At 66.3% G+C, this 16,156-nt stretch carries 17 protein-coding genes and 1 pseudogene; 6 read left to right on the forward strand and 12 right to left on the reverse strand.

Going from position 1 to position 16,156, the window contains the following annotated elements:
• The first annotated feature begins 12 nt into the window (after window positions 1-12).
• The 3 genes and pseudogenes from fliP to fliR all read left to right on the forward strand — a co-directional run bounded on the left by fliP (window position 13) and on the right by fliR (window position 1,868).
• A pseudogene (fliP, locus tag HIR79_RS15270) lies at window positions 13-742 on the forward strand (flagellar type III secretion system pore protein FliP).
• A gap of 57 nt (window positions 743-799) precedes the next feature.
• A complete protein-coding gene (gene fliQ / locus HIR79_RS15275; protein WP_110069257.1) occupies window positions 800-1,069 on the forward strand; it encodes a flagellar biosynthesis protein FliQ in 270 nt (89 codons plus the stop codon).
• Between the two features lie 10 nt (window positions 1,070-1,079).
• Window positions 1,080-1,868, forward strand: a complete 789-nt coding sequence (gene fliR / locus HIR79_RS15280; RefSeq protein ID WP_169958979.1) for a flagellar biosynthetic protein FliR — start codon at window positions 1,080-1,082, stop codon at window positions 1,866-1,868.
• A gap of 97 nt (window positions 1,869-1,965) precedes the next feature.
• On the opposite strand, the gene flgL is transcribed toward fliR, so the two are convergent.
• The 11 genes from flgL to flgB all read right to left on the reverse strand — a co-directional run bounded on the left by flgL (window position 1,966) and on the right by flgB (window position 12,551).
• Complete coding sequence (gene flgL, locus HIR79_RS15285) at window positions 1,966-3,225, reverse strand: flagellar hook-associated protein FlgL (RefSeq protein WP_169958980.1); 1,260 nt, start codon at window positions 3,223-3,225, stop codon at window positions 1,966-1,968.
• A 17-nt stretch (window positions 3,226-3,242) separates the two neighbouring features.
• On the reverse strand, window positions 3,243-4,856 hold the full coding sequence (gene flgK / locus HIR79_RS15290) for a flagellar hook-associated protein FlgK (protein WP_169958981.1): 1,614 nt from the start codon (window positions 4,854-4,856) through the stop codon (window positions 3,243-3,245).
• An 86-nt stretch (window positions 4,857-4,942) separates the two neighbouring features.
• A complete protein-coding gene (gene flgJ / locus HIR79_RS15295; protein ID WP_169958982.1) occupies window positions 4,943-6,166 on the reverse strand; it encodes a flagellar assembly peptidoglycan hydrolase FlgJ in 1,224 nt (407 codons plus the stop codon).
• On the reverse strand, window positions 6,166-7,308 hold the full coding sequence (locus HIR79_RS15300; protein ID WP_169958983.1) for a flagellar basal body P-ring protein FlgI: 1,143 nt from the start codon (window positions 7,306-7,308) through the stop codon (window positions 6,166-6,168). The genes flgJ and HIR79_RS15300 overlap by 1 nt, the downstream gene beginning before the upstream one ends.
• An 8-nt stretch (window positions 7,309-7,316) precedes the next feature.
• The gene (locus HIR79_RS15305; RefSeq protein WP_119021736.1) at window positions 7,317-8,018 is read right to left on the reverse strand and encodes a flagellar basal body L-ring protein FlgH; all 702 of its coding nucleotides are present in this window, start codon (window positions 8,016-8,018) and stop codon (window positions 7,317-7,319) included.
• A gap of 31 nt (window positions 8,019-8,049) precedes the next feature.
• Complete coding sequence (gene flgG / locus HIR79_RS15310; RefSeq protein WP_119021737.1) at window positions 8,050-8,832, reverse strand: flagellar basal-body rod protein FlgG; 783 nt, start codon at window positions 8,830-8,832, stop codon at window positions 8,050-8,052.
• 38 nt (window positions 8,833-8,870) lie between these two features.
• A complete protein-coding gene (locus tag HIR79_RS15315; RefSeq protein WP_169958984.1) occupies window positions 8,871-9,629 on the reverse strand; it encodes a flagellar basal body rod protein FlgF in 759 nt (252 codons plus the stop codon).
• Between the two features lie 20 nt (window positions 9,630-9,649).
• A complete protein-coding gene (gene flgE / locus HIR79_RS15320) occupies window positions 9,650-10,918 on the reverse strand; it encodes a flagellar hook protein FlgE (RefSeq protein ID WP_169958985.1) in 1,269 nt (422 codons plus the stop codon).
• Between the two features lie 85 nt (window positions 10,919-11,003).
• Window positions 11,004-11,696, reverse strand: coding sequence for a flagellar hook assembly protein FlgD (locus tag HIR79_RS15325; RefSeq protein ID WP_169958986.1), 693 nt, complete (start codon window positions 11,694-11,696; stop codon window positions 11,004-11,006).
• Between the two features lie 4 nt (window positions 11,697-11,700).
• Window positions 11,701-12,108, reverse strand: coding sequence for a flagellar basal body rod protein FlgC (gene flgC, locus HIR79_RS15330; protein ID WP_110069246.1), 408 nt, complete (start codon window positions 12,106-12,108; stop codon window positions 11,701-11,703).
• 29 nt (window positions 12,109-12,137) lie between these two features.
• Window positions 12,138-12,551 (reverse strand): flagellar basal body rod protein FlgB, encoded by a 414-nt coding sequence (flgB, locus tag HIR79_RS15335; RefSeq protein ID WP_119021741.1) that lies wholly within the window; start codon window positions 12,549-12,551, stop codon window positions 12,138-12,140.
• 167 nt (window positions 12,552-12,718) lie between these two features.
• On the opposite strand from flgB, the gene flgA reads away from it, so the two are divergent.
• The 3 genes from flgA to HIR79_RS15350 all read left to right on the forward strand — a co-directional run bounded on the left by flgA (window position 12,719) and on the right by HIR79_RS15350 (window position 14,279).
• Entirely contained in the window at window positions 12,719-13,405 is a 687-nt protein-coding gene (gene flgA / locus HIR79_RS15340) for a flagellar basal body P-ring formation chaperone FlgA (protein WP_169958987.1), read from the forward strand.
• A 137-nt stretch (window positions 13,406-13,542) separates the two neighbouring features.
• Window positions 13,543-13,833 (forward strand): flagellar biosynthesis anti-sigma factor FlgM, encoded by a 291-nt coding sequence (gene flgM, locus HIR79_RS15345; protein ID WP_169958988.1) that lies wholly within the window; start codon window positions 13,543-13,545, stop codon window positions 13,831-13,833.
• A complete protein-coding gene (locus tag HIR79_RS15350; protein ID WP_119021744.1) occupies window positions 13,830-14,279 on the forward strand; it encodes a flagella synthesis protein FlgN in 450 nt (149 codons plus the stop codon). The genes flgM and HIR79_RS15350 overlap by 4 nt, the downstream gene beginning before the upstream one ends.
• 36 nt (window positions 14,280-14,315) lie before the next feature.
• Here HIR79_RS15350 and HIR79_RS15355 read toward each other — a convergent pair whose 3' ends face one another.
• Window positions 14,316-16,034 (reverse strand): GGDEF domain-containing protein, encoded by a 1,719-nt coding sequence (locus HIR79_RS15355; protein ID WP_169958989.1) that lies wholly within the window; start codon window positions 16,032-16,034, stop codon window positions 14,316-14,318.
• Window positions 16,035-16,156: the final 122 nt, after the last annotated feature.

Below are 16,156 nucleotides of genomic sequence, written 5' to 3' on the forward strand. Positions count from 1 at the left end.
CGTGCGCTCTTCCTGCTGATCGGCGCCGCCCTGCTGCTGCTCTTGCCGATAGAGGCCGCAGCCCAGCAGATTCCGGGGATCATCAGCCAGCCCCTGGAGGATGGCGGCCAGCAGTGGTCGCTGTCGCTGCAAACGCTGCTGCTGCTCAGTTCCATGGCCTTCCTGCCCGCCATGCTGCTGATGATGACCGGCTTCACGCGCATCATCATCGTGCTGAGCCTGCTGCGCACCGCCATGGGCACCCAGGCCACGCCCCCCCAATCAGGTGCTGCTGGGGCTGGCGCTGTTCCTGACCTTCTTCGTGATGGCCCCGGTCTTTCAATTGGTCTATGACACCGCCTGGGTGCCGCTCTCCGCCGAGGAGATCAACTTCGAGGAGTTCCTGGTCCTCGCCCAGCAGCCCTTCCGCGAGTTCATGCTGGCCCAGACCCGCGAGCCGGACCTGATGCTCTTCGCGCGACTGGCCGAGGTGGGCCCCATGCAGGGGCCGGAGGACGTCCCGCTGCGGGTGCTGGTGCCGGCCTTCGTGACCAGCGAGCTGAAGACCGCCTTCCAGATCGGCTTCATGATCTTCATTCCCTTCCTGATCATCGACCTGGTGGTGGCCAGCGTGCTGATGTCGCTGGGCATGATGATGGTGCCGCCGATCACCATCTCGCTGCCCTTCAAGCTGATGCTGTTCGTGCTGGTGGACGGCTGGCAGCTGATCGTGGGCTCCCTGGCCCAGAGCTTCTATATCTAGCGCCGCTATATCAAGCGCACGCCTATCTGGCGCCCACCGTGGCGCGAGGAGAGAACGATGACACCGGAAATGGTGATGGGCCTGGCCTACCAGGGCATGAAGGTGACCCTCTTCCTGGCCGGGCCGCTGCTGATCACCGCCCTGCTCACCGGCCTCACGGTGAGCCTGTTCCAGGCCGCCACCCAGATCAACGAGATGACGCTGTCGTTCATCCCCAAGATCCTCGGGGTCTTCCTGGTGCTGATCCTGGCCGGCCCCTGGCTGCTCAAGCTGATCACCGACTTCACCCGGGAGCTGTTCCTCAATATCCCGATGATGGTGTCGTGACGGGGCGGCCATGGTCGAGGTGACCTTCGCCCAGCTGCAGGGCTGGATCATGGCCTTCCTGTGGCCCTTCGCCCGTATCACCGCCTTCCTGGCGGCCTCGCCGCTGTGGGGCCACTCCAGCGTGCCCAACCAGGCCAAGGTGGGACTCGCCGCCCTGGTGGCCATGGTGATCGCCCCGCTGGTGACGCTCCCCGAGGTGCCTCTGGTCTCCTGGGCGGGCTTCGGTATCATGGTCGAGCAGATGCTCATCGGCATTGCCATGGGCCTGGTGATGCACGTCACCTTCGCCGTGGTGCAGGCCACCGGCGAGTTTATCGGCCTGCAGATGGGCCTGGCCTTCGCCACCTTCTTCGACCCGAGCAGCGGCACCAACATGGTGGTGCTATCGCGCTACCTCTACATGGTCACCCTGCTGATGTTCCTGGCCTTCAACGGCCACCTGATCGTGCTGGAGATCCTGGCCACCAGCTTCGTGACCCTGCCCATCGGCCTGGGCGGCTTCAACGCCGGCGCCTTCGAGATGCTGGCCCGCTACGGGGGCACCATCTTCATGTCGGGGATGCTGCTGGCCCTGCCGCTGGTGGGGTCACTGCTGATCATCAACCTGTCGCTGGGCATCCTCAACCGCTCCGCTCCCCAGCTCACGGTCTTCAACATCGGCTTTCCCACCTCGCTGACCGTGGGGCTCGCACTGATGATGGTGCTGATGACCGATATCGGCCGCTTCCTGCAGGGGCTCTTCGCCAGCGCCCTGATGTTCATGCGTGAGCTGCTCGACGCCCTGGCACCGCTGGCATAAAAAAGCCCGGGCGGTGGTGCGCCAGGGCAAGGGACACCGGGTGCCGAGAGTGGCAGCACCCGGATCAGGGAAGGTTCGACGTCAGCGCGGGAGGGAATCAGCGCAAGTAGTCGAAGAGCGACATGCTCTTGATATCCACGAAGGCCTTCTGGGCCGCCTGCAGCCCGACCTGGCGCAAGCTGTACTCGGAGATGGCCTGGGCATAGTCGAGATCGATAAGGTCCGAAAGGGTCTGCTCGTAGTTGAGCATCCGGTTGCCGGCCACCGAATCGACCACGTCCAGCTCGTTGAGGCGCGCGCCCACGGAGGCACGCACGGTCAGCACGTTATCCAGGTTGTTGTCGAGCTCACGCATCACGGTATTGATGGTGTTGCGAAACAGGGCACGGTTCTCGGCGGTGCCCTGCTGGTCCATCTCCAGGACGTCGATGGCATCCTTCAGGGACTTGAAGAGATCCTGATTGGCCTCCGGGGCATTGGCCGGGCGCACCTGTACCTGATCGCCATCGGCGGGGACTCCCTGCAGCGTGATGCTGACGCCGGCTACGGCAACCGTCCCGCCCGGCACATAAGCTTCATCGTAGAGATCATTTGCCGGGTCTGCGGGATCGGCAACCTTGAGCCTGAAACCATCGCCGTCAGCCTCGAAACGCAGGGTAAGCGACTCGCCAAAGCCTTGGGCGCTGGGGTCGACGCGGCTGGGGCCAGAAGTAAATGTCAGCGAGCCCTCATTGCGGGTCCCATCATCGCGCTCGGCCCGGGCCACGAAGCCTGCCCCGCTCGGCACGCTCTGGAAGATAGTCTTGCCATTTTCGGTCACCGACATCTCGCGGGAGGCATCGATACGCTGGGCGCGGCTGTTCTCGTCGCCCTGGTAGTTGATCACCGCTGCGCGGCCATCGCCAGACTCGGTGCGGGCGAAGGGCGGGGCGTCGTCGCGGTAGCCGCCGAACAGGTAGCGCCCATTGCCGTCGGTGGCGTTGGCCTGGCCGATCAGCGTCTCGTAAACGCCGCGCAGCTCCGAAGCCACCGACTGACGGTCGGCATCGCTCAGGGTGTCACTCGCCGCCTGCACCAGCAGCGTCTTGGCGCTGGTGATGGCGTCCCCCACGCTGTTGAGCACGCTCTCCGTCTGCGCCAGAGTATTGCGCGCGCTGATGCGCGAATCGGCGTACTGCTGGGTCACCGCCTTGGCCTGGCTGACCGCCACGGCTCGGGACGCCGCCTGGGGGTCGTCGGATGGGTTGACCACCCGGCGCCCGGTGGCGATCTGCTGGCCCACCTTCAGGAAGTCTCCCTGCTGGCGGTTCAGGGAGTTGATGCTCTGCTCGTACATGGTGACGGTGCTGATACGCATCGCTTGAGTCTCCCTGATCAGCTACGCAGGCCGAGGATGGTGTCGAAGATGGTAGAGGCGGTGTCGATGACCCGGGCATTGGCCGCATAGAACTGCTGATAGCGCAGCAGGTTGGCGGCCTCCTCGTCCAGATTCACGCCGGACTCCGACTGCTGCACGGCGCGCAGCTGGTCGGTCAGGCCCTGGCGGGCCTCCAGGTTGACCTGAACCACGTTGGTCTTGTTGCCCACGTCGCTGACCATGCTGGCGTAGGCCTGGTTGAAGGACGCACGCCCCCCCACCAGCAGCTTGTCCTGCAGGCCTTGGAGGGCCAGGGCATTTTCGTTGTCACCGGTAGCACCGCTGAGTCCTGCGGCGATCTGGTCAGTTCCCTCGATCGCCGTCTCGAAGCCTTGAGCGGCCCGACGCACGGGCTGTACTTCAAAGCGATCACCTGCCTGAGGGGCGTCAGTGAAGCTCAAAGTGATACCGCCAAAGCTCAGCAAGTCACCGTCCAGCGGCTGGGTGAAGCGCTCGCCTCCCTGCTTTACGGTGATTTCAGCGGTAGCGTCATCAAGGAAGCGAATGCTGTAGTCGGTCGCCCTGAGCGCACCGATGTCAGTGGCATCGAAGCTAGCCTCAACCGCGATATCTGCAATGTTGTGAGCATGCCCAAACACTGTCGGCCCAGCGATGTTGAAGAAGTCGCCGCCCGGTTCACCGTCGAGCCCGGTGCCCTTGGCATGCTGCTCGTTGAAGCCCACGGCCAGCGACACCGCCAGCTGACCGATCTGGTTCTGGGTCTTGTCCAGAGTTTCCGCGCGGAATGCCATCAGCCCACCGAGGGTGCCGCCCTTGACGGTGTTCTCGGGCAGGGCCACCAGGCTACCGCCGGAATCGCGGTAGCCCAGAATGGTACGCTGGGGGTCATTCGGTGAATCCATGGCCTCCAGCTTGTAGTGGTTGGTGCCGGAGACCAGCGGCTGGCCGTTGGGCAGGCTGATGTTGTAGCTCTTGCCATCCTGGATCACCAGGCGCACGTCCATGCGCTCGCTGAGCTCGGCCACCAGCTGGTCACGCTGGTTGAGCAGGCCGTTGGGCGCCTCGCCGGTGCGGGCACGGGCCAGCGCGATCTCCCGATTGAGCATCGCCAGCTGCTCGGTGGTGTTGTTGATCTGGATGACCTCGTCACGGATCTGGCCGTTGATGCCCTGCTGCATGTCCTGCAGGTAGCTGTCGAAGGCGCGGAACTGGGCGGTCAGGGTCTGGGCGGTGCCCAGTACCCCCTGGCGGGCCGCCGGGTCGGAGGGGGCCCCGGCCAGGTCCTCCAGCGAGGAGAAGAAGCTCTGCATCAGCGGCGCGAGGCCCGCGTCGCGGTCGGCCAGCAGGTTGTCGATCTGGCTGATCTGGTTCTGGTAGGCGGAGAGCGCCTTGGAGCCGCTGGTGGCCGAGTTGAGCTGGTTGGCCACGTACTGGTTGAACTGGCGCTGGATATCGTTGACCCGCACCCCGCCATCGCCACGCCCCTCCCCCAGGATCGTCACCTCGCGGTTGTAGCCCGGCGTGTAGACGTTGCTGATGTTGTTGCTGGTGGTGTTCAGGGCATTCTGGGCGGCGTTCAGACCGCTCAGGCCGATGGAGAAGATACTCATGGTCGAAAGATCCTTGGGCCGTTGCCTTGACTATCGGCCGCGGCAGATTTTTCTTTAGGAGCCGGCGCCCCTTGCAAGGCGCCCGCTCAGTAGCGCAGGAACACCAGCGAATCCGACGCGGGCGCGCCGCGGCTGGCCAGCATGCTGGTGCCGGCCGCCCCGTTCAGGGTGCCCATGACCGCGATCAGCTTGTCGGCATAGGCCGGGTCGGTGGCGTACCCCCCCGCCTGCAGCGCCCGGGCGGCCTGCTCGGCGCTGCCCGCGCTGACCACGCCGGCATAGCGGGGGTTGTCGCTGATCAGGCGCGCATAGTCGGTGAATGACTCCTCGAAGGAGCCATAGACCCGGAAGGTATCGGTCATCCGGGTGCGCTGGCCGTTGAGGTACTCGTGGGTCACCACCTCGGTGGTGGGCCCCTGCCAGCGGCTGCCCGCCTTGATGCCGAAGAGATTGTGACTGTTGCGGCCCTCGGCGGTGGCGATCTCATGGCGCCCCCAGCCGGTCTCCAGCGCCGCCTGGGCGAGTATCAGCTCCGCCGGCACGCCGGTCTGACGACTGGCGGCGCGGGCCGGCCCCTCCAGCTTGTCCACGAAGGCCTGCACATGGGCCGGCACCGGGCCACTGTCGCTGCGGGAGGGAGCCTGGCTCTCTGCCCGAGCCCCCGGCAGTGCACCCGGGGTCCTTTCGCCATCGGCGACTCGAGATTGAACATCGCGGGCCTGCGGTTCGCGAGAGGATGGCGCCGCCGCCAGCGGCTGGGCAGCCAGCTCGCCCATGAAGCCGGCGGGCGAGGCCTCGAGGGCCTCCATAAAGCTGGCGGGGGCCGTCTCGGCGGCCTTCGCACCTTGCGATTCGGGCTCACCTGGCGTTCCCGGAGCCGCAGTCGGCGGCGTCTCGCTTTCATCCTCTTCGCCCAGCAGCGCATCCTGCAGCGGACGTGGCGCCCCGCGGGGAATGCCGGCGATCAGCTCATCCACTGCGCTGCCACGCTGCTCCTGCCCGGGCACCATCCCGCCGCGCTCCAGTTGAGCCACCAGCTTGTCGGCCAGGCCGATGCCGCGAGAGGCCATCACCTGGGACCACTGCTGGTCGAGCATCGACTGGTAGAGGTCGGTGGCCTGGCTCTCCATCAGCCCGCTCTCGGGGATGGTGTCGCGCATGCTCTTGAGCATCATCTGGATAAAGAGCGCCTCGAACTGCTCGGCGGCGCCGCGCACGCCCTGGCTCGGGTCCTGGCGGGCGGTGTGCTTCAAGCGGTTCAGCCCCTGCATGTCCAGCGCGAACTGGCTACCGGTGTCCTGCACGCTCATCAGAGGATCTCCAGGTCGGCGCGCAGTGAGCCTGCGGCCTTCAGCGCTTCGAGAATCGCCATCAGGTCCTGGGGCGTGGCGCCCAGCGCGTTGAGCGCGTTGACCACGTCGGCCAGATCGGCCCCTTCCACCACCTGCAGATAGGCGTCCTGCTGCTCGATCGCGATCTCGGTATCGGGGACCACCACGGTCTCGCCTGGACTGAAGGGAGGCGGCTGGCTCACCCCGAAGCGGGTGTCGATCACGATGGAGAGGTTGCCGTGGGCCACCGCCGCCCGGCGCAGGGTCACCGCGCTGTTCATCACCACCGAGCCGGTGCGAGAGTTGAGCACCACCTTCGCCGGCGCCTCGGTGGGGGTCACGCGTATGTTCTCCACCTGGGCCATGAAGTTGACCCGGGAATTGTCCGTCATCGGGCCATCCAGAGCGATCACCCGGCCGTTGCGGGCCGAGGCCACCGGGCGGCCGAACTCCTGGTTGATGGCGTTGACCACGCGCTGGGCGGTGCCGAAATCAGCCTGCTTGAGCTCGAGCTCCAGCAGCCCGCCGTTGGCGGCGAGATCCAGCGGGACCTCACGCTCGACCATGGCACCGCCGGCGATGCGGCCGCCGGCCAGCTGGTTCACCTGCACCGAGCTGCCGCCGCCCTCGGCACCGGCGCCGACCACCAGCAAGTTGCCCTGGGCGATGGCGTAGGTCTCACCGTCGGCGCCCTTTAGGGGCGTCATCAGCAGGGTGCCGCCGCGCAGGCTGCGCGCGTTGCCCACCGAGGAGACGTTGATGTCGATGCGCTGGCCTGGCCTGGCAAAGGGCGGCAGATCGGCGGTGATCATCACCGCTGCCACGTTGCGCAGCTGCATGTTGGTGCCGGGGGGCACGGTGATGCCCAGCTGGGAGAGCATGTTGGTCAGGCTCTGGCCGGTGAAGGGCGCCTGCATGGTCTGATCGCCGGTGCCATCCAGCCCGACGACCAGGCCATAGCCCACCAGCACGTTGTCGCGCACGCCGGCAAAGCTTGCCAGCTCGCGAATGCGCTCGGCCTGGGCAGGCAGGGCCACAAGGCAGGCCAGCGACACCAGCAGCAGCCTGACGAACCAGCGCGAAGGCCGGCGTGAAGACGAGGTTGTGGCAACGGCCTGCATGCTGCCCCCTAGAACGGCGAGATGTTGAGGAAGAAGCGCTGCAGCCAGCCCATGTGCTGTGCCTCGCTGATGTAGCCATTACCCACGTATTCGATGCGCGCATCGGCGACGGAGGTGGAGGGCACGGTATTCTGGCCGCTGATGGTGCGCGGGTTGATGACCCCGGAGAAGCGGATGAACTCGACCCCCTGGTTGATGCCGATCTGCTTCTCGCCACGCACCCGCAGGTTGCCGTTATGCATCACCTCCAGTACCGAGACGGTGATGGTGCCGGTCATGCTGTTGCTGGCCTGGGAGCCGCCGCCGCCATTGAAGCTGCTGTTGCCGGACAGATCACCGGACAGGTCGATGCCCTGCGCGGCCAGGCGCTCCAGCACATCGGGCAGCGCCGACAGATCGAGCCCCGCCGAGCCGTTGCGCGTCATGTTGGACTGGGCGTTCTTGCTGGCGCTGACCTGCTCATCCAGCACGATGGTGAGGATGTCACCCACCATGCGCGGCCGGCGATCCTCGAACAGCGGCTGGGAGCCACGATGCGCCTGGTAGATGGAACCGTTGGCCAGGGGCGGGGGCGGCGGCGTGATATTGATCTGCTCCTGCTCCCCCACCACCGAGGCCCGCGGCACCTGGGCGCAGCCCGCCATCGTCAGCAGAGCCAGTGCCACCATCAGCATCGCCCCACGGCGCACGCTCGAAGCCATCTTCATCATCTCGTTCACCCGTTCACGGCCACGCGGCCGGTTACAGCTGGCTCAGGCGGGCCAGCATCTCGTCGCTGGTCTGCACCGCCTTGCTGTTGATCTCGTAGGCGCGCTGGGTCTGGATCATGTTCACCATCTCCTCCACCACGTTGACGTTGGAGGTCTCCACATAGCCCTGGAAGAGACGCCCGGCGCCGTTCATGCCCGGCATGGTCTCGTTGCGCGGGCCGGAGGAGGTGGTCTCCAGGTAGAGGTTGCCGCCGATGCTCTCGAGGCCCGTGGCGTTGACGAAGGTGGAGATGCTGATCTGGCCCACCTCCAGGGACTGGGTCACCCCGGGCTGGCGCACCGAGACGATGCCGTCCTCGCCGATGGAGATCGACAGGGCGTTGTCGGGGATGATGATGGCCGGCTCCAACGGATAGCCGTTGGCGGTGACCATCTGGCCGTTCTCGTCGAGCTGGAAGCTGCCGTCGCGGGTGTAGGCGGTGCTGCCGTCGGGCATCAGCACCTGGAAGAAGCCGTTGCCGTTGATGGCGAGATCGCGGGAGTTGCTGGTGTTCTCGAGCCCACCCTGAGTGTGCAGGCGTTCGGTGGCCACCGGGCGTACCCCCGTGCCCACCTGCATGCCGGAGGGCAGACGGTTCTGCACGTCGTTCTGTGCGCCGGGCTGGCGCAGGTTCTGGTAGAGCAGGTCCTCGAACACCGCGCGGCTGCGCTTGAAGCCGTTGGTGCTGACGTTGGCCAGGTTGTTGGAGATGACGTCCAGCTTCACCTGCTGGGATTCCAGGCCGGTCTTGGCGGTCCAGAGTGACTTGATCATGATCGGATTCCTTTAGCCTTCAGCCCTGAAGAGAGCCCTCAGCCCTGTAAAGAAAGCAGGTTGTTGGCGCGCTGGGCGTTCTCGTCGGCGGTGCTGATGACCTTCATCTGCATCTCGTAGTGGCGGGCAACGTTGATCATCGACACCATGGCGTCGATGGCGCTGACGTTGCTGCCCTCCAGCACGCCGCTCACCACGCGCACGTCCTCATCCTGGGGCAGCGCGGCGATCTCGCCCTCGGCGTTGGGGCCAGGGCGGAAGAGCCCATCCTCGCCGCGCACGAGGCCAGTCGCGCCCGCGGTGACGAGCTTGATTCTGCCGACGTCGACCAGGGCCTCGGGGCCCTGCCCCTCGCCGATGGCGCTCAGGGTGCCGTCGGCGCCCATGGAGACCTGGGCGCCCAGCGGCACGATGATGGGCCCGCCCTCGCCGATCACCGGGCGTCCGGTGACCATCAGCACGCCGTCGCCATCGATCTGCAGGTCGCCGCGGCGGGTGTAGGCCTCGCCGCCGTCCGGCGCCTGCACGGCGATCCAGCCCTGCCCCTGCACCGCCACGTCCAGCTCGCGGCCGGTGGTGGCCATCGGGCCCGGGCTGAAGTCGCTGCCCGGCGTGCTGGCCGCCACCGAGGTGCGGGTGGCGTGAGCGGCCTCCCCCTGCACCGGCACCGCCCGCATGGCGTGGAGCTGGCTGCGGAAGCCGGCAGTATCGACGTTGGCCAGGTTGTGGCTGACCACGGCCTGGCGGTCCATGGTCTGCTTGGCGCCGCTCATGGCGGTGTAGAGGATGCGATCCATCGGTCAGGCTCCGGCGGCGCTTAGCGCAGGTTGATGGCGGTCTGCAGGAGCTCGTCCTGGGTCTTGATGGTCTGGGAGTTGGCCTGATAGGCGCGCTGGGCGACGATCATGTCCACCAGCTCGCGGGCCATGTCCACGTTGGAGGTCTCGATGGCGCCGGAGACGATCAGTCCCAGCTGGCCGGTGCCCGGGGCGCCCACCAGCTCCTGGCCGGAGGCCTGGGTCGCGGCCCAGACGTTGTCACCCACGGGGCGCAGCCCTTCCGGGTTGCGGAAGTTGGCCAGCGAGATCTGACCGGACGGGCGCGACTGCTCGTTGGAGTAGTTGCGCATGATGGTGCCATCGTCCTCGATGGTGATGCCCACCAGGGTGCCGGAGGTGAAACCGTTCTGGGTCAAGGAGTTGGTGGTGGAGGTGTTGCCGAACTGAGTCGAGCCCGCAAGGTTGAAGTTGAACTCTAGGTCTTCAGCCTCGCCGTTCAGGAAAGCCCCCGCCTCGAAGGAGACGTTTTCGATCACACCCTGGTCGTTGACGTCAGTTCCACCTTCACGCTCCAGCTGACCGTTCGTATTAAAGGCCAATGTGTATTGAGTCGGCGTGGCGCCCCCAAGGACCTGACCATCCATCGCCATCTTGACGGTCCACTGGTTTGGGTCGGTCTTTTCGTAGTAGACCGTCACGTTGCGCGGATTGCCCAGGGAATCATAGACGGTAAAGTTGTTGGAGAAGTGGTAGTTCACTGGCACGGTGGCTGCGTCTGCCGCAGCACCCACGCGAAGGTCCACCGTGGAGCGTCCCTCATTCACGACCGCGCGAGCATCCAGATTCACGGTGGTGGCCACATTGGTGGTCATGCCCGCCGGCATATCTTCGGCGTCCACCCGCAGCACCTGGGGCTGACCGCCGACCTGCACCTGACCCTGGGCATTCAGGCCATAGCCCATCAGGTTGGCGCCCTGGGCATTCTGCAGCAAGCCGTCGGTGGTCAGGGAGAGCTGGCCATTGCGGGAATAGACCACCTCGCCGCCCTGCTCGAAGCGATAGAAGCCGCTGCCACTGATCGCCAGGTCGAGGTTGCGGTTGGTGGACTCGATGTTGCCCTCGCTGAAGTTCTGCAGCACCGCCGAGACGCGAGTACCGAGGCCGACTTGGGAGTTGGCGAAGACATCGGCGAACTGCACGCCGGAACTCTTGAAGCCCACGGTCTGGGAGTTGGCGATGTTGTTGCCCAGCACGCCCAGTTTCTGCTGCTGGGCGTTGAGGCCGGAGAGTGCTTGAGAGAAGCTCATGTCGTGTTCCTTTGCCTAGTGACGTTCATGGCCTAGTGGCGTTCATGGCCTGGCCGCCAAGCGGCCCGCGCAAATCAATAGAGAGTCAGAGAATCTGGCGGACTTGGTCCAGGCCCACCTGGCCGTAGACGGCCCCCAGGTCGAGACGGACACCGCCCTTGTCATCGGGCGGCGTTACACCCCCCACTACGGCGTAATTGAGCGCCTCAACGGCGACTGGCTTGTCGTTGCTGGACGCCTCGATACGCACCCGGTAAGCGCCTGGTACGGCGATCTCGCCCTGGCTGGTCCTGCCATCCCAGGTGAAGGAGTCGACCCCGGCGCCGATCGCCCCCAGGTCGTAGCGGTTGATCACCTGGCCATCGCCGCCCACGATGGTGACCTTGACGCTCTCGGCGGAGCGCGCCAGATCGAAACCGAAGGGGGTGGTGTGCACATTGCCCTCGGCATCGCGATCCAGCAGCACCCGATCCCCCGGCACCAGCACGCCCTGGCCGATCAGGCCGGCGGCCTGCATGGTCTGCCCCGCGGTGATCTGGGAGGTGATGCCCTCCATGGTCTTGTTGAGCTGCTCGATGCCGCTGACGGTGTTGATCTGCGCCAGCTGGGAGGTCAGCTCGTTATTCTCCAGCGGGTTGAGCGGGTCCTGATTCTGAAGCTGCGTAATCAGCAGCGTCATGAAGTTGTTGCGCAGCTCATCGGACTGGCGGCTGTCCATGCCGGGCGCACCGCCGGCGTTGACGCTGCTCAGCACATTGCTACCGATCGGGCTCGTCATCGGATCAGCCCTCCCCCAGCGTCAGGGTCTTGAGCATCATCTGCTTGCTGGTGTTCATCACCTCGATGTTGGCCTGGTAGGAGCGCGAGGCGGAGATCATGTTGACCATCTCATGCACCGGCTCGACGTTGGGCATGGTCACGTAGCCCTCCTCGTTGGCCAGCGGGTGGTCCGGGCGGTACTCCAGGCGCATGGGCGAGGGGTCTTCCACCACCTGGCGCACGCCGACGCCGCCGATGCCATGAGCCTGGCTGGCCCGGCTCTCGAAGAGCACCTGCTTGGCGCGGTAGGCCTCGCCATCCGGGCCCGCGACGCTGTCGGCGTTGGCCAGGTTGCTAGCCGTCACGTTCATGCGCTGGGACTGGGCGCTCATGGCCGAGCCGGCTATATCGAACACGGAAAACATCGACATCGAGGTGCTCCTTTTTAGTCAGGCCGCCCTTACTCGGGCTGCATCGCGTTCTTGAGGCCCTGGATGCGGCTGTTGAGGATGGTCAGGCCCGCTTGATAGCGCACCGAGTTATCGGCAAAGGCGGTGCGCTCGCGATCCATGTCCACGGTATTGCCGTCCAGGCTCGGCTGGTCCGGCACCCGGTAGAGCAGTCCGGACTGGGCGCTCGACGCCCCCTGGCCGGCAATGTGCCGCTCCGAGGTGCGCGCAAGGCTGAGCCCCTGGCCGCTGGCCCCGCCCTTGCCGACGGCCTTCTTCAGCTCGCTGGCAAAGTCCAGGTCCCGCGCCTTGTAGCCGGGCGTATCGGCGTTGGCGATATTGCTGGCCAGCACCTTGTGGCGCTGCTGGCGCAGGCCCAGCGCCTGCTGGTGGTAGTGAAAGGCGGCCTCGAGCTGGTCGATCATCCCGGCGCATCCTCGGCTAGGGGGAATTGGTTGACGATGGAGAATAGCCAGCCTGCCGTCACCCCAAAGCCCCAAACAGCCCTCTCTTCCATACCCATTTCCGCGAATGCCCGCAGCGCGCGGGTCCTAGAATGGCGATAGCCCCCTACCCGCCTCAGAGAGTCACCATGCCCCACCCCCGTGTCGTGCCGCTCCTGCTGCTGAGCATCTGGCTGCTGGCGGCCCCCACCATGGCCGCCAGCGATCCGCACGATGCGCTGATCCATCGGGTGCAGGCGTTCCTGTATGAGCAGGCCGAGGCCGACGAGGTGATGATCGAGGTGAATCCGCCATCGGCACACCTGCCGCCCTGTGAGTCGCCCGAGCCGTTTCTGGCCCGGCCCGATGCGCCGGTGGCGGGGAGAATCTCGGTGGGAGTTCGCTGCGGCGAGGACGGCCGCCAGGTGCGCTACCTGCAGGCGGAGGTGGGCGTGATCGCCAGCTACCCGGTGGCCGCGGTCGATATCGCGCCGGGTACGGTGCTGACCCAGGACCACCTCGAGCAGCGCCACGGCAACCTGGCCGCGCTGCCTCGACAGACCGTGCGTGACGCCTCTTCACTGCTGGGACACCAGGCCCGTCGCAGCATCCGTGCGGGCTCGCCCCTGCAAGCCCAGTTCTTCCAGGCAAGAGCCCTGGTGGAACGGGGCCAGACGGTGGCGGTCGAAGCCGGCGGCGCCAGCTTCCGGGCGGTGCGTGAGGGGGAAGCCATGGAGCCCGGCGCCCTGGGAGCGACCATTCGGGTGCGCTTCGGCCAGCGGGAGATCATCCAGGCCCGCGTCATCGGCGAGGGCAGACTTGCCGTGGACTTGTAGCGACCCCTCGGTTAGTCTGCCAGCTACCTTTATCGCCGCAATCGCGGCAACTTCTGTTCATGCCTAAAGTCTTTCGCCGACCTGCCGATAACAGGGACAAGCACCCCTGAACGGCATACGGTCAAGAGGCAACCATCTTGAAAATTGACAACCATAACCCGCTGATCCGCACCGGCCAGACGCCTGGGCGAGACGAGGCTCAGAAGGTCAAAGGCGCCAGCCAGCAGCCTGCGACCCATGACGCCGAACCGGCGGCCAGGACGCACCTCAGCCACGGCGCCGCCGATGCCAGCCAGGATATCGACACCGCCCGCGTCGCCGAGATTCGCGAGGCCATTCGGGAAGGCCGGCTCGAGATCCACGCCGAGCGCATCGCCGATGGCCTGATCGCCAACGTGCGCGAGCTGCTCGGGCAAGACAAGGCATGAGCCTGGCGCGCCTGCTCTCCGACCAGCGGGGCCGCCTGAACACGCTGACGCAGCTTCTCGAACGAGAACTTGAGCAGCTCACGTCAAGCCAGGTCGATGGCGATGCGCTGGCACAGCTCGCCCGGCGCAAGCAGGAGCTGCTGGCCGAGATGGAGCGCATGGAGACGCTGCGTCGACAGGTCCAGGCGCGCCTGGGCTACGCAGAAGGACCGGCGGGTGCCCGCACCGCCGCCGAAGAGGCCGGCTGCCTGGAGGAATGGGAAGCCTGCCTGGGGGCCACCGAGCGCACGGCTCGCCTGAATGACCTGGCAGGCGAGCTGCTGCAGATGCGCGCCTCGCACAACCAGAAGATGCTGGATTTCATCCACCAGATCGCCGACAAGACGCTCTACGAGCCCAGCGGCCGCACCAGCCGCCAGCCGGCAAGGCTGAACACATCGGCTTGAAGCCTACCAGCTGCCGAATGACCACCCGCGCAGACGTCAGGGCTGATCCTGCCCCCACCTGGCCGCCAGCTCATCGGCGGTGAGCGGCGGGCACAGGTAATGCCCCTGGACTCCCGCCACCCCCAGCCGCTTGACCCGCTCGAACTGCTCGGACGACTCAACGCCCACCGCCACCGTGGCAAGCCCCAGCTCATGCAGTCCCGCGATCAGCCCTCTCGCCCCCTGGCGAACCAGCTTGCTCTGGTCCATTTCGGCCATCATGGCAGGTGCAAGCTTGGCACCACTGACCCCAAGGGCAGGCAGGGCAACCAGCGAGACCGGCGCCGTCCCCAGGCCATCCGCCACCAGGGTGACGCCCATTCGCTGCAGCCGCTTCAGCAGGTGCCTTCGATTCTCGCCAAGCCCATCGAGTACCGCGGCAGGAAGCTCCAGGCAGAGCCCCTCCAGCGGCTGGGGATAGCGCTTGAGGAAGTGGTCCAGCGGACAGCCATCGAAGACTTCCTGTTCCAGGGTCTCCGCCATCAGGTTCACGCTCAGCGGCAGCGAAGCCAGCCCCACTCCTGATGCCTGCCAGGCGGCCCTGAGTGCGATCACCTGCCCCAGCACCCAGCGATCCAGGCGCACCTGCTCGCCCAGCTCCGTTACCGCGGGCAGCAACTCGCCGGGGTAGGTCATGCCATGCCGCGGCCGCGGCCAACGCACCAGAGCCTCGAGCCCCACCCAGCGACCGGTCTCGGCGTCGCACTGGGGCTGAAACACCAGCTGGAAATGGCCTGTGGGTGACAGCAGCGCCTCCTGGAGCTGCCCCAGAAGCGTCTCTCGCGCCTCGATATGCTTGCGCAGGCCGCGGTCTCGGAAGGCGTGGGCGCCCGGCCCAAGGCGACGCGACTGTCCCAGCGCCAGCGCGGCCTCCTCCATCAGCGCCGCACTGTCCGCGGCATCCTCCGGAAAGCGAGCGATCCCGATGGAGAGCGTCATCAGGGCGCTGCCACCTTCCTGGTCGAAGGGAGCATCCATGGCCTCTTCCAGGCGCAGCGCCACGGCATGCAGGCTCTGGGGCGTCACCGGGTGCTCGATGATCACCCCCCAGCGTCCCTCGCCCAGCCGCGCCAGGCTGTCTTCCTCGCGCAGCACTCGACTGAGCCGGCGGGCCACCTGCTCCAGCAGCTGCCAGCGCTGCCAGCGCTGCCAGCGCATCAGCCCGGCACGCCGAGGAGGGCGGTCCAGTTCCACCAGCAGGACGGCCAGGGGGCGCTCATGGCGCTCGGCGCGGGCAATGGCGTGATCCAGCCGGTCATTGAAGAGGCTGGGCGAGCCCAGCCCGGTCAGCGCATCCCGAGCGGGCATGCTGCCGGTGAGCAGCCCTCGAGGAACCAGCGTCAGCAGTCGGCCGCCATCGCCATCCAGGGCCGTCACCGAGAGCAGAAGCTCCCCCTCGTTCCCTTCGGCATCGGACAGGTAGACCTCGTGCCACCCCCCCTGCCCCGGGCGCGACGGCGTGAGTGCAAGAGAGAGTGCCGAGCCGATCGGCATCAGCCGGCCAATGTCCATGTCAGTCAGGGCCTGATCCGACGGAATACCCGCCAGGTCGCGGAAGAAGGAGTTGACGGCCAGCAGCCGCCCCCCTTGATCGATGATGGCCAGCCCCGTTTCGGCATTCTCGAAGGCAAGGGTGGCAAGCGCCGCAGGATGGTGCACCAGGTCCGACTCGGCATGGCGCCCTCCGGGGGGAGATCCGTTATCGTGGATAGCCATGGGGCGCTCTCATGTCAGCCGCGGAAGGCGAGGATGTGCCAAAGTTTGATTAAGAGTATCACAGACTCCTCTTAAAGCACATATCGGCCTGCCCTCGAGAACCTTGAGCCCGCGGCCAGTCC

This window comes from Halomonas sp. PGE1, from assembly GCF_013000985.1.
GTDB lineage: Bacteria > Pseudomonadota > Gammaproteobacteria > Pseudomonadales > Halomonadaceae > Halomonas > Halomonas alkalicola.

Bases quoted from the DNA above. Each gene is read 5' to 3' on its own strand.
- fliQ (WP_110069257.1), top strand. From the start codon at position 800: ATGACACCGGAAATGGTGATGGGCCTGGCCTACCAGGGCATGAAGGTG.
- fliR (WP_169958979.1), top strand. From the start codon at position 1,080: ATGGTCGAGGTGACCTTCGCCCAGCTGCAGGGCTGGATCATGGCCTTC.
- flgL (WP_169958980.1), bottom strand. From the start codon at position 3,225: ATGCGTATCAGCACCGTCACCATGTACGAGCAGAGCATCAACTCCCTG.
- flgK (WP_169958981.1), bottom strand. From the start codon at position 4,856: ATGAGTATCTTCTCCATCGGCCTGAGCGGTCTGAACGCCGCCCAGAAT.
- flgJ (WP_169958982.1), bottom strand. From the start codon at position 6,166: ATGAGCGTGCAGGACACCGGTAGCCAGTTCGCGCTGGACATGCAGGGG.
- HIR79_RS15300 (WP_169958983.1), bottom strand. From the start codon at position 7,308: ATGCAGGCCGTTGCCACAACCTCGTCTTCACGCCGGCCTTCGCGCTGG.
- HIR79_RS15305 (WP_119021736.1), bottom strand. From the start codon at position 8,018: ATGATGAAGATGGCTTCGAGCGTGCGCCGTGGGGCGATGCTGATGGTG.
- flgG (WP_119021737.1), bottom strand. From the start codon at position 8,832: ATGATCAAGTCACTCTGGACCGCCAAGACCGGCCTGGAATCCCAGCAG.
- HIR79_RS15315 (WP_169958984.1), bottom strand. From the start codon at position 9,629: ATGGATCGCATCCTCTACACCGCCATGAGCGGCGCCAAGCAGACCATG.
- flgE (WP_169958985.1), bottom strand. From the start codon at position 10,918: ATGAGCTTCTCTCAAGCACTCTCCGGCCTCAACGCCCAGCAGCAGAAA.
- HIR79_RS15325 (WP_169958986.1), bottom strand. From the start codon at position 11,696: ATGACGAGCCCGATCGGTAGCAATGTGCTGAGCAGCGTCAACGCCGGC.
- flgC (WP_110069246.1), bottom strand. From the start codon at position 12,108: ATGTCGATGTTTTCCGTGTTCGATATAGCCGGCTCGGCCATGAGCGCC.
- flgB (WP_119021741.1), bottom strand. From the start codon at position 12,551: ATGATCGACCAGCTCGAGGCCGCCTTTCACTACCACCAGCAGGCGCTG.
- flgA (WP_169958987.1), top strand. From the start codon at position 12,719: ATGCCCCACCCCCGTGTCGTGCCGCTCCTGCTGCTGAGCATCTGGCTG.
- HIR79_RS15350 (WP_119021744.1), top strand. From the start codon at position 13,830: ATGAGCCTGGCGCGCCTGCTCTCCGACCAGCGGGGCCGCCTGAACACG.
- HIR79_RS15355 (WP_169958989.1), bottom strand. From the start codon at position 16,034: ATGGCTATCCACGATAACGGATCTCCCCCCGGAGGGCGCCATGCCGAG.